The organism is Thermoplasmata archaeon (genome assembly GCA_038874435.1).
In the GTDB taxonomy this organism is placed as follows: Archaea; Thermoplasmatota; Thermoplasmata; order Lutacidiplasmatales; family SKW197; genus SKW197.
The window spans coordinates 125,335-138,341 of the sequence record JAVZCK010000003.1 but is presented as its reverse complement, the minus strand read 5'-3'; the positions used below and the strand labels follow the sequence as shown (position 1 = coordinate 138,341).

Below are 13,007 nucleotides of genomic sequence, written 5' to 3'. Positions count from 1 at the left end.
TCCCTAAATGTTTTCTACAATTTAAATTTTTGTTAGGAGGAAATAAGGTAACAACATGCATGCCTTTCTTCCCGTTTAGAAACTTTTATCTTCATGTAAATTTATATGCAATCTGTGTCAGACAGTGAAGAACTCCCCCCTGTTGAAAAATGGATAGAAACCCAGAATTTCACAACAACGAAAGATGTACCAGTGCCACCACTGCTTTCAGATCAGGTTATTGGTCAAGACGAAGCAGTGGATGTAGTAAAAAAGGCAGCAATTCAGAAAAGGCATGTATTACTAATAGGTGAGCCAGGGACTGGCAAATCAATGCTTGCTCGCTCAATGGTTGATTTTCTGCCACGAGAAGAACTGGAAGATGTTTTGGTCTATCACAACCAGTCCGACCCAAACGAACCACTAATTCGCACAGTTCCTGCGGGTAAGGGAAAAGAAATCGTCCAGCATGCAAAAAGAGAGGCAGAGGAGAAGAAAGCTCAGAAAGGGCTCTTTTTCATCCTAATTATAGCAGTGGTAATCATTGTGGCAGTGTTCCTCTCTTTCAAAACGACAACAATCTATGACAATGCCACAGGGACCACGAAAACTGAGTGGAGCTTTGACCCTATCGTGCTGTTTGCAGGCATCGTAGCAGTAGCTATGCTCATAATCGCCCTCCGACTTATAACCCCTAGAAGTGAAAACATCCATATTCCTAAACTTCTGGTTTCCCATAACCCATCAGATAAACCACCTTTCATTGACGGCACAGGAGCGCATGCAGGCGCATTACTTGGCGATGTGAGACACGACCCATTTCAGTCAGGTGGGCTAGAGACACCCCCCCATGAGAGAGTAGAGGCAGGTGCAATTCACAAAGCCCACAAAGGTGTGCTGTTTATTGACGAAATTAACATGTTGAGAATGGAAAGCCAGCACTCACTGCTTTCTGCAATGCAAGAAAAGAAATTTTCAATAGTTGGACAGAGTGAACGCTCCGCTGGTGCCCTTGTGAAAACGGAACCAGTCCCATGTGATTTTGTGCTTGTAGCTGCAGGTAATGTGGATGCAGTCCAAGGTATGCATCCTGCCCTTCGTTCAAGGATAAGGGGCTATGGATACGAGGTCTACATGAATAATGTGATGCCAGACACCGATGAAAACAGAAAGAAACTTATAAGATTTGTCGCACAGGAAGTTGTCAAAGATGGGAAGATCCCTCATTTTGATAAATCCGCTGTGTGCGAAATCATTCGTGAGGCACAGAGAAGGGCTGGGAGAAAGGGACAGCTTACACTGCGGCTCAGAGAACTCGGAGGACTTGTAAGGGTCGCAGGTGACATTGCAAAGGCAGAACATGCTATGGTTGTGTCTGCTAAACATGTGCTTCAGGCAAAAGCAAAAGCTAAAAGTGTGGAGCAACAGATTGCTGACAAATACCTTGAGAAGAAAAAAGAATACAGGACATTTAGAGTTTCTGGTTCTGCGGTGGGTGTGGTGAATGGACTTGCTGCGATCGGTGCAGATACATCTATGGCAGAATATTCTGGTGTGGTTTTACCAATTGTGGCTGAAGTCACTCCTGCTCACACAAAGTATGGTGGAAAGATTATTGCAACTGGTAAACTTGGAGAAATCGCGAAAGAAGCCGTTCAGAATGTTGCTGCACTTATAAAGAAGTACACTGGTGAAGATATATCTAACCATGATATTCACATCCAGTTCATAGGTACATATGAAGGTGTTGAAGGTGATTCCGCATCGGTCTCAGTCGCTACTGCGGTAATCTCTGCTCTAGCAGGTGTAGAAGTAATGCAGGATGTAGCGATGACAGGTTCATTGGATGTGAGAGGAAATGTCCTGCCAGTAGGTGGAATTACTGCAAAAATTGAGGCGGCTGCAGAGGCGGGAATAAAGAAAGTGATAATTCCAAAGGAGAATTTAAGAGATGTGTTAATTGATGACAAATACAAAGACAAAATAGAAATCATTCCTGCCACAACGCTCGGAGATGTACTAAAGGCCTCCCTAGTTGGACCTAGAAAGGATTCTTTGCTTAAGAAACTTATGAGCTACGTATCTGAAACACCCTTAACTTCAATCCCCCAGCCAAAAGAAACTCCTAACAGAGGTGTTTGATTTGGCAAGAGGTAAAAAGAGAAGGAAAAAGGGACCTGTTGAGCAGACCGACAAAACAACGCACAAATATGAGTTCGGAGAGCAAGCGGTACAATCGAGACAATTGGAGTGCTATGTATTTAACGATTCGCTGGATGCAATACTAGACGATGGTACTTGTGAACACTGTAGATACTTTCTAACAACTAGGTGCCCACATGTGGATGAATTCTTAGAAGAAGTCGAAGATATGGAGCCAGATCTATGAGAGGATTGTTCATTGGCAGGTTTCAACCCCTTCATTTCGGACATGTCAAAGTAGTGGAGTTTGTTCTGAATAGATGCGATGAACTTATCGTCGGAATAGGGAGTGCGCAGTATAGCCACACGCCAGAAAATCCATTCAGTGCTGGTGAGCGTTTCGAAATGCTCACCTCTGTCTTCAAGAAGAAAATGGAATCTACAAAAATATTCATAGTTCCAATTCCAGACATACACAACCACAACCTCTGGGTTCCTCATGTAGAATCGCTCGTGCCAGCATTTGATGTGGTTTTTGCAAGCAATCCACTCACTGAGCTCCTTTTCTCAAAGCGGGAATATAGAGTAGAACCTGTGCCAGTATACGATAGGCTCGTCTTTTCATCCAGTGAAGTTCGAAGGAGAATGGCCACTGGAGAAAACTGGGAAGAGCTTGTCCCGCCTCAGGTCGTGGAATATATTAAAAAAATAGATGGAGTCAAGCGTGTAAAAGTCCTATGTGACTGGTATGTCAACGATAGAAGAAATAAGTGAGTTGTTAAAACGAAAAAAATTAAGAATTGCAGTTGCAGAGTCATGTACTGGTGGTTCAGTTTCAAATGCATTTACAAACATTCCTGGCGCTTCAAAATTTTTTATAGCTGGAGTTGTGGCTTACTCTGATTTCGCAAAGATAAATATTCTTGGTGTTCCACCAGAAATTATAGTGAAACATGGAGCAGTAAGTGCCGATGTCGCCAAGGAAATGTGTATCGGTGTGAAAAAGCTAACGGGTGCGGATATTGGACTCTCCGTCACCGGCTATGCTTCTGGAGGTGAAGGAATTCCAGAAGTAATGGTCGGACTCGTGTATATGGGTATCCATTTCAGGGATCTTATTGTCTTTGAGAGAAGATTTTCAGGGCAGAGGAACGAAATTAAGACGACCATCACTGAACACATTTCCGAAAAATTACTGGAAATAATTAAAAAAGATTTGTAGGGAAGAGATTTTTACCTAACTATTGCCCCACAGTATGGACATACCACGAATTCAGCACTGATTTCTTTTCCGCACTTTGGACAGAGTTTACCAGATGGTTTCTCTGGCATGGGTTCAACTGCCTCCGGCCGTTTTATCACTTTCTTCGGAGGAACTGGTGTTGAAGGCACTGGTGGCTGCTGAGTAGGCGGTGCAGATGGAGGTGTGGACTTCAGCACAACAGGCTTTGCAGGCGGTGGAGCATAGGCCGCAGGTGCAGGCTGTCTTTCAGGTCTTGGTGCGGGAGGTTGTGTCGGCGGTGCATATACTGGTGCCTGCGGCTGATAGGGCGGAGTGTAATCTGGCTGTTGAGGCTGTGGTGTGTATCTCCCTTCTGGTGGCGGTGTATATGCCGGCTGCTGTGCAGGTGCTCTTTGAGTTGGAGGCAGAATTGCAGTTCCACATCTATAACAAACTCTAGCACCTCTCTCGTTTATTGCTCCACAGCTTGGGCATTTAGTGGTTTCTCTCTTTGTAGCCTCTTCCTTATGGAGCCATTGATTGTATGTCATGTAAGATGGCTGAGTTCTCCACCATCTCCAAAATGCAGTTTCTGAGAAACTTCCTCCCATTTCCCGCTTTGCCTGGGCTCTATATTTGTCCACATATGCCTCATATTGCTGTCGCATTGTCTTCTCATAGCTAGATTCCTCAACCTTCTTGCCCGAGAAGACCGTACCACATTCTGGGCAGGTCTTTGCACTTGCAGGTATCCAAGCACCGCATTCACTGCATCTAACAGTGCTTGTCTCGAATTCAGCACCGCACTTCGGACACTTGGTTGCATTTTCTGGTATCGGAGCGCCACATTCACCGCATTCTCCTAGCTTTCCAACACCAACCTTGGATATCATTACGAAGGCAATTATCACCACCACTACTATGATGATGATTATTACAATCAACCATATCAAGAAAGAAGGAGTGCCTGGTCCCTGTCCCCCTACAACACTCACGCTAGGCACAGGGTACCTAAGTTCATTCACTTCTTCACCTGAGACCACGACTGTCAGTGTGTATGTTCCTGGATTGTCAAATTTCACAGGTATCGTAAACTGTCCTGAACCATCAGTAGAAAATGTGCCTGGGTAACTACCTATAAATCTTCCGCTGCTGTCTGTTACATTCAGCTGCACCTGCAACCTAGATGTATCAATTGGAACAGGGGCACTTATCTGACCTGTAAGGAAATAGTCCTGGTTTACATTGTAACTCGTTGAGATATAAGGAGGTGCACTCCATTCGATGTTCAATCTTTCAACAAATATTGAGTTAGAGGCATTCATTCCTGTATTGTTTACCCTCGCATAAATGGTGTGATTCAAATTGACCCTCTGGACGTTTGCTGTCCATTTGTACTCGCACACACTCGTACTCATCCCCGGAACTTTCGAAACAGTTGCCTTCCCAAGATAGTTCGACTTTGTGAGACCATCAAGATAGAAATCCACATTTAGTTCTGACGAATCGATGTCTCCAGTGTTTGTAATATTTACCCTTACAATTACAGTTGTACCTGGCTGGACTGAACTGATTAGATTGTTTTCTTCATCATAGAACCAGACCTTGGTGTCCATCGAGAGGCGAGGTGCAAACTTTACATAGGTGCTGGTTTTCATCTCTTCTGTGACTGAACCTTCTTTAGAAGATGTGACTTGTACGCTAACATTCCTTGTACCACCATATCCTATTGGGAGATACCAATCAATCGAGGCAATCACTGTAGATTTAGCATTAATCTTTGAGATTGTCTTTGTCCCGATAGTGTCGCTATCTGTTTTGAATACAACGATTACATCAGAGGCAAAACCATTTCCATCATTGTAAATTTCTACCGAAATTGTCGTCGAACCATTTTCTGCGGGTTCTGGTGAGAGAGTTAGTGTATTGAGGTTTATCGCAAGATTCGGATATGTGATAATTACTGACTTCGTAGCGATATTGTCTCCCTTATCTACATCAGATTCAGATGGAGATGATGAGACAATAGTTGCTGTTATAGTGTAAGCTGTGCCCACAGATGGGGTCCATGTAACACTTGCATCCCTACTTTCGCCTATCGGAATTGTGGAAATAGTATCTGTTCCAATGATTCCTGCTTCAGTTCTAAATTGGACTGAGACACTTGAGGCAATTCCGTCTCCGTTGTTTCTAATTGTAGCTCGAATCTCAGCAGTTTGATTTACATTCACACTCTCAGATGGTGCTCCACTTACAAGCACAAATAAATATTCAATTACAAGGGAAGGTCTACCGGCAATGCTGAAAATCGAAGAATATGTATTGTCATTTTCATCCATCTCAGAGACAAGATTGTCTGGATCAACCACGGCAGTTATTGAAACCTGTCCTGAGTAGTCAAATGTGTAGGGATACGCAAAATTCTGGCTTCCACCCTGGGCCACGTCGACGGGTGCTGCATCACCTAACTCGATCCCATTTACGAAAAACCTAACAGTAACCCCTCTTGCCATAGCCAATCCGGTGTTCTCCACCCTTGCTGTGAGGTTAACAACATCTCCTTTCAATGGTTGAGACGGAGATGTGAAAACGCTAGTTATCCTCAGGTTTGGCAGGTCTATTGATATCCCAACAGGTGATGTGGTGAACACGTTATCATTCTCGACCATGTCTGGATAGGCAGGAAGAGTTATGATTCCAGTGCCCCTCTTTGTCCCAAGGTAGGTGCAGTTTGCCACATAGGAACCAATGAACAAGCTATTTGGGAGTGTAGTTATATTTATGTAATCTGAAGCTACAGGGTATTTGATTATGCCCGCTGCGTCGGATCTGTTAGTGATTCCATTTGCTGTCAGATACATTTTGATCATTGGATGTGCATCCATATCATTTGCCTGAGTAGCAACACTGTACTGTATCATCGAAGAGGAGGGCGTGTACTCAATTGATACAAGCTGAGCATTTGGGATTGGCATCTTGTTTTGGTCATAGACAGGAATTTTCGCCCATCTATATACAAACACCTGGCTATTATTGTAAGCAATAATTGCAGGTGCATACTTTTGACCATGCCCATTTGCATCTAAAGGAGGAGTTTCTGCTTCATCAAAACTCACATTCAAAAGTTCCAGTGTAGCATTGTTGTAAAGGATAAGCTTGTTGGAGGTCCCTACAGTAAGGGTTGTTGTATCCCAGTCAATTGAAATGTTGGAATTGATAACCGTCATCTGTGTTGTACCCGCAAGTGTGATGTTGAATTCATAGCCAGGTCTCACAACCACATCAAACCTTGTGATTGTGATATTGCCAGTATTACCGTTATGGGTAAATCTGAACCGCAGATTTGTTAGGCCGTTTAGCGTTGTAACAGCAAGAGGCACAACTTCACTCGCTTGAGTGTCAGCCACAGGATTCACAGGGAGATTCTGCCATGAACTACCACCATTATAAGACACCTGGAAACTGTTAGTACCATTATAGTCTGGTGTAGTTGTGTACTCAACGAGAAGAGAAACACTGCTTAGCTTATCATAAGTTATCTCAGAAACATCTAACTGAGATATTGTCATGGTCTGTGAGGGTTGCAATTCAATGTACCCGGGGAAGTCCTTGGGTGTTAATTGATAGTCAACAATGTTTACATTCTCGTAGTACTTATCTATGATAGAATCAGAGATGTATATTTTCGAATTCAAAGCCGAAATTATTGGTGCATCGTCATTGTCATCAATTTTTGCTACATCGTTCTGCCATACCGAGGGCATCTCAGAAAGCCCTGTAATTTGTGAATTATTGATATATACCTCAGAATTCACGAGATAGAGATAGCCTGGAAAAGCAAGTTTTGAGTTTTTCATTATAATTTTGCCCCCATCTGACGAAAGATTAAATTTAAGGAAGGGATTCACCATCATCGTGGAGACAGTGATTGTGCTATCCTCTAGATAAAGGGTCCCACCGGAGTTGACTTTGAGGAAATATTTTTTCGGAAGAGTCACTGGGTATAACCCCCCATCTTGCAAAAACTGAATCTCTATATTTCTAACGGTCAGATTTCCACCAGAATTTATAGTAATGTTACCATCCATGCCTAGGATTCCACTTGGGGCCGTAGACCTATCTAGAATTACTGTGGTATCAACAACCAGATCGTTCACTGCTCTTATTGTATCGTTCGTTCCCATAAAAAGAGCTGCACTACTTACAGATATAGGGAGCGAGACCAGTATTGCCACGCACATTGTCCAAACCACTTGCCCAGTTTTGTTTTTTGAAATTCTGTTCATAATTTATCATCCCTCTCAATTTCGTTTTTGTTGTTATCCCAAATAGAGATTTTGTATATATACCTATTGGCAACTCTTCCGCAAAATCTATTATATAGGAAAGATTGTGGAATGTGAGGGATAACTTGGGCAAAGCACTGGTCAACAGAGAAAAAGAAATGGGAATGATACTTGGAGCTCTGGAAAACGCAAAAAAAGGCAAAGGAAGAACATTGATAATCTCAGGAGAAACTGGAATAGGAAAAACAAGGCTCCTTGAAGAGTTGAGGAATAGATGCAATGCGGAGAACCTGGAAGTTTACTGGGGAAGTGGTATTGACGAAAATGCAATGCCCTACCATCCGTTTCTCACTCTCATTCAAAGAAACAGAGATTTGATCGAGGAGTTGAGAACCAATGCACCTCCCGCAATTTCACTCCTCCTCGGAGAGCAAGTAAAGACCCCAGTTTCTGGTGAAATTGATTTTACGCTAGAAAGCAGAAGATTGAGAGAACTTATTTTCCGAATAATAAAAATGAGAGCAATGAAAAATACTATAGTCCTACTCTTTGACGATATCCAGTGGTTTGATCCATCTTCAATTGCACTCCTGCACTACTTGGCAAGAAATATTGCAGATATTCCTGTTCTAATATGTTGTTCTTACAACACAGAGGAGATCAAAGAAAGCAAAACTAGTAAGTTATTGTCAGAACTAAGACAGATGAACATTGAGAGAATCATAGATACAATCGAAGTCAAACCACTTTCACCAGAGGATGTGCACAATTTCATCAAAACCATGATAGAAAAAGAGCCAAGAAAGGATGTTGCAAAAAAAGTATACGAAAAAACAGACGGAAACCCTCTGTTTATTGAGGAAATTATAAAAGCCTACGGCGAGAAAATTGTGCATAGAAGCTTTGCAATAGACGAAGAAGACACAGAAATCCCTCAAACTGTAAAATACATCATTACCAGAAAACTGGAGAGAATGACACCAGAAAAGAAAAAGATTCTTACACTTGCAAGCGTATTTGGAAGAGAGTTTTATTTTTCAATAATCCAGAAATTGTGTGAGATGAGTGAGGAGAGTGTCCTCGAGAACCTTGAAGAACTGATTGAAGAGGGAGTACTCTTTGAGAAAGGATATGAAGAAATTTTCTGCTTTAGACATAATTTGATGAGGGAAGTAATTTACTCTTCGATGAATACAGTAAGAAGAAAACAAATTCATGCTAGAATTGCAGCAGAACTTGCAGCCCATAAAACTATGAAAAATACGGGAGATATTGCGATGCACTATTTCCTTGCTGGCAATTACAAAGAAGCATTCAACTACGCAAAGGAGGCCGGAGAAAACTTCGCAAGGTTGTATGCTTCTGAAGAGTCGTTGTTTTATTTAGATATCGCAATGAAATCCCTTGAAAAGCTGAATGAAGGAACACTAGAAAATCTTTTAGATGTGCTAAAAAATGCTACTGAAATTTCTTTCCACGCTGGGAGATACATGGATACTCTAACATATTTGCAAAGAATTGAAGAATTGGCTCAGGAAGAAAATGATGAGGATCTACTACTTGAAACCATGGTAAGGATGGGTGAAGCATACTTCCGACTAGGGGCATATGAAGAAGCCCTGTTCAGATTTGAGGATGCTTTGGGTAAAGCTGGCACCAACGAAATTCTGCGTGGAAAAATTTTCAAAGGAATTTCAGAGGTCTACCGAGAGAAAGGAAAGCTAGCGTACGCAATAGAATATGCAGAGCATGCAATAGAAATTGCCAGAAGACACAATGACATGAAATTGCTTGGCGATGGATATATGGACCTGGCTCTTGCGTACTACCGGAAGGGCGCATTTGAAGATGCCATTGAGAACATTGAGAAATCTGTTGTAGTCAGGAAAGAGATAAAGGACGAAAAAGGACTAATGAGTGCGGTTAACAACCTCGGTGCAATCCACATGGAAAGAGGAAATTATGAGGAGGCCTTGCGTTGCTTTGAAGAATATGGGAGATTTGCAGAAAAAACAGGTGACCTGTGGGGAGTGGCAATTGCCCAGAATAATCTAGGTGTGTTGTGGAGTGAAAAAGGAGACCTCAAAAAATCGCTTATGCATTATGAAAACTCTGTGCAAGCATACCAAAGAGTGGGAGATGAAAATGGGATTGCTGTGACTAAAATGAACATCGGGATTATTTATCACTACCTGGGAGAATATGACACCGCACTTGAATATTATACGCAGTGCCTAAGATATGCAGAGAGCCAGAAAGACATGATCACTGAGCAAATGGTTCAGGATAATATCGGGTTGGTCTATCTTGAAAAAGAAAGTTACGATGAGGCCCTAGTTGCATTCGAAAAAGCATTGGACCTTGCTCAACGAATTGGTGCAAGAAAAGAAATTGCCTCCTCTAAAATTGGAATCGCACACACCTATTCTTCACTCACATTTTATGGGAAAGCAATAGAGTATGCAGAAGATGCGCTTGAGATTGCGAAAGAATTGAAAACAAGTGTGGATGAAGCTAGGGCATACAGAGTGCTTGGGATAATCTACGCAGAAATGAATGACTTTCAGAAGGCGAGACAGTATCTAGAACGGAGTTATAAGATTGCAAGGGATGTAGGCAACCTTATGCGGATTATAGAGGTCCATGAGGCCCTACTTGACTTAAGTATCAAAACTGGCGATAGAGTTGAAACCATGAGAATCTTTGAAACACTGAAGGGAATATACAATCAAATTGGAGCACAGAAAAAATTAGAAAGGTTAAGCTGGAAGATACAGAAGGTGGAGGCGCGCTGATGCGAATTTTAGGGACAAGCCTGATTCTCCTTATTTTACTCCCAAACATTATCCAGAACTGGTCAAGTGAAGAAGTTGAAGCCAAACCTGAATCGACAATCTTAACTGGCTATGTTTATGATGGTTTTGGGAATGGAATAAAGGATGCTATGGTAATGGCAACAGATTACCTAAATAGCGCAGAATACTCAACCACAACTGACGCAAACGGGTTGTTCCAGTTTCTCGGACTGGAGACAGACAAGATGTATTTCCTGAGAGTGAGTGCGAATGGATACTATCACCAAAGCAAGCATGATTGTGTACCTGGAAATTCCTATACATTTGTACTTGAGCGATCAGCTGGAATTGTAGGGAGAATTGCTGGAGATAGTGGAGAACCAGTAGAAAATGCTACTCTCATCCTTTCAAATCCAAAGTTCAACGTAGAACTCTATGCTCAATCGGATGCAAGTGGTGCTTTCAGGTTCACCTCCTCGAACTTTGAAAACCAACTTTACCCTGGAGATGGTTACGAAATCTATGCTTCTGCAGAAGGCTATCTTTCTTCTATTCTCATCCAGAACCTCAGTGTATCCAAGGGTGTTGATACTTTCGTGAATTTTACCCTCAACAGATCTGGGGTGATTATGGGGACTGTGAGAGGCAACACAGGAGAACGGGTAAGCAATGCAAGTGTGTATGCGTACGACCGAGACGGATTGCCTATTTGCACAGATTTGACTGATGATAATGGAGAGTATATTCTCAACACTAACCTAGCTCCAGGCAGTTATAAAATCCAAGTGTTTCCTCCAACTGAACCAAATGGATCATGGCTAAACAGTGCACCCTTAAATGTTTCAATCGCTATCATGGGAGGAAGCGTCAATAATGTGGATTTCAACCTAAACCCAGCTGCAATTTTTCGTGGCAATGTTTCGGATGAAAATGGCGCTCTGGTAAATGCGATGGTAACCATCAGCAGCCAAGATGGAAGATTTGCCTATGGAGTGACTGATTTAAATGGCTTCTTCTCAATCTCCTCACCCACACTTACAACAGGAACTTACACAATTGAAGCAGTGTGTGCGCATCACATCCGGGAAGAAAAGATATGGGTACTTACAGAGGGTGAAATTGCATGGTTAGACCTCAATCTTTCATTGTCCCGTTCTGTATCTGGTTATCTCAGAACAGCGTACGATAACTTCTTATTTGGAAGTGTTGAAATTTTTAGCGCAGAAGGAAGGAGCGTGGAAAAGATTTACACGAACCAGAATGGTTACTACAAACTCGACACTAATCTTGTTGCTGGGACTTATCGAATTGAGGCATGTGCACCAGGTTACATCCCCTCAAGCAGAACAGTGGATTTGACTAATTCATTTGAAATTGAGAACTTCAACATTACCCTCAGTGAATCAGGAAAGGCTATTGTTAACCTCACAGATTATGCAGGTTTACCAGTAGCAAATGCCGTTGGCTATTTAGTCCAAAAATCAGGAAACAATTACATTATCTGTGAAACAAGGTCCTCAGGTAACAATGGAACATTGGTATTTGGAGATGGCTGGCAAAATCTCCCTTCGGGAACATACGACCTGCTCGTGAGAAATGCACCTGGGTGCTGTGAGAATTTCTTTGAAAATTTGATCGTAATTAGTCATGGAACTACAAATTGGTACTCCGTAACTTTGAACAAAAGTGCAGAGGTCTATGGTCATGTATATTACAGAAAAATCACTGCGCCACTCGCAGATGTTCAAATTGAATTTATTCTCTCAAGCACCTCTCTCCCCTTTCCAACTTCAACGATTGTATGGACGGACACGAATGGATATTACCACATTCTAACCGGTTTACCCTCAGGTGACTACAGCATCGCTGCCCATCATTACTTTTATGGATTTGCAGTGCAGAATACAACTCTCATCTCGGCTACAAAAACGGAGGTGGACATTTTCTTTTGTCCTAGCAGTGGCACTGGTGGAATTCTAGGAATTGTAAAAGAAAAAAGTGGCAACGAATTAAGTGGTGTCACTGTGAATGTCTATAACGGCACGAAAAAGATAAAGAGTTGTATTACAAATGAAAGTGGATGGTTTCTCCTAACAGATATCCCTGAAGGGAATTACAGAGTTACTTTTACCAAAGAGGGTTATGCACAACAGGAATTCACAAACATCACTGTCCTTTCCGAGGAAAATACGGATATAGGTGTTGTGGAGATGGAGAAATACATACCTCCGCCAGGCAACATAACAGGTTATGTAATTGATGCAAGTGGGAAACCTATAGCTGGGGCTAGCATCGTTGTGGAAGGCACAGAAATTTCCGTGATTTCAAATACGATGGGAGAATTTCAGATTATAGGGCTAAAGGAAGGGGTGTATTCCCTTCTTATTTCCTGCCCCGGATACAAGGATGCACGTGATACTGTGAGCGTAACTGCAGGCAACAACACCACTGTTTGGATTCAACTTGAAAAAGAAATTCCGGTTAAGACCACACCTGATTTTACTGTGATCCAGTTAATTTTGATAGGAGTTGTTGTGCTTCTTTTCACAGCAAAAACAATGAGGAAGAGGTACCAGTAAGTAG

7 protein-coding genes are annotated in these 13,007 nt (G+C 42.2%); 6 read left to right on the top strand and 1 reads right to left on the bottom strand.

Going from position 1 to position 13,007, the window contains the following annotated elements; translation table 11 throughout:
- Positions 1-114: 114 nt before the first annotated feature.
- From lonB to QXD64_02200, 4 genes are read left to right on the top strand one after another with little or no spacing between them, the layout of a single operon-like run.
- Positions 115-2,121, top strand: coding sequence for an ATP-dependent protease LonB (gene lonB / locus QXD64_02215; GenBank protein ID MEM3396130.1), 2,007 nt, complete (start codon positions 115-117; stop codon positions 2,119-2,121).
- 1 nt (position 2,122) lies between these two features.
- Positions 2,123-2,368, top strand: a complete 246-nt coding sequence (locus QXD64_02210; GenBank protein MEM3396129.1) for a hypothetical protein — start codon at positions 2,123-2,125, stop codon at positions 2,366-2,368.
- Entirely contained in the window at positions 2,365-2,895 is a 531-nt protein-coding gene (locus tag QXD64_02205) for a nicotinamide-nucleotide adenylyltransferase (protein MEM3396128.1), read from the top strand. Before QXD64_02210 ends, QXD64_02205 begins: the two co-directional genes overlap by 4 nt.
- On the top strand, positions 2,870-3,343 hold the full coding sequence (locus QXD64_02200; GenBank protein MEM3396127.1) for a CinA family protein: 474 nt from the start codon (positions 2,870-2,872) through the stop codon (positions 3,341-3,343). Before QXD64_02205 ends, QXD64_02200 begins: the two co-directional genes overlap by 26 nt.
- 11 nt (positions 3,344-3,354) lie before the next feature.
- Here the strand turns inward: QXD64_02200 and QXD64_02195 are convergent, their stop codons facing one another.
- The gene (locus QXD64_02195; protein ID MEM3396126.1) at positions 3,355-7,629 is read right to left on the bottom strand and encodes a CARDB domain-containing protein; all 4,275 of its coding nucleotides are present in this window, start codon (positions 7,627-7,629) and stop codon (positions 3,355-3,357) included.
- A gap of 125 nt (positions 7,630-7,754) precedes the next feature.
- Here QXD64_02195 and QXD64_02190 point away from each other — a divergent pair, with 125 nt between their 5' ends.
- Complete coding sequence (locus QXD64_02190; GenBank protein MEM3396125.1) at positions 7,755-10,424, top strand: tetratricopeptide repeat protein; 2,670 nt, start codon at positions 7,755-7,757, stop codon at positions 10,422-10,424.
- Entirely contained in the window at positions 10,424-13,003 is a 2,580-nt protein-coding gene (locus QXD64_02185) for a carboxypeptidase regulatory-like domain-containing protein (protein MEM3396124.1), read from the top strand. The genes QXD64_02190 and QXD64_02185 overlap by 1 nt, the downstream gene beginning before the upstream one ends.
- Positions 13,004-13,007: the final 4 nt, after the last annotated feature.

Bases quoted from the DNA above. Each gene is read 5' to 3' on its own strand.
- QXD64_02185 (MEM3396124.1), top strand. From the start codon at position 10,424: ATGCGAATTTTAGGGACAAGCCTGATTCTCCTTATTTTACTCCCAAAC.
- QXD64_02205 (MEM3396128.1), top strand. From the start codon at position 2,365: ATGAGAGGATTGTTCATTGGCAGGTTTCAACCCCTTCATTTCGGACAT.
- QXD64_02195 (MEM3396126.1), bottom strand. From the start codon at position 7,629: ATGAACAGAATTTCAAAAAACAAAACTGGGCAAGTGGTTTGGACAATG.
- QXD64_02200 (MEM3396127.1), top strand. From the start codon at position 2,870: ATGTCAACGATAGAAGAAATAAGTGAGTTGTTAAAACGAAAAAAATTA.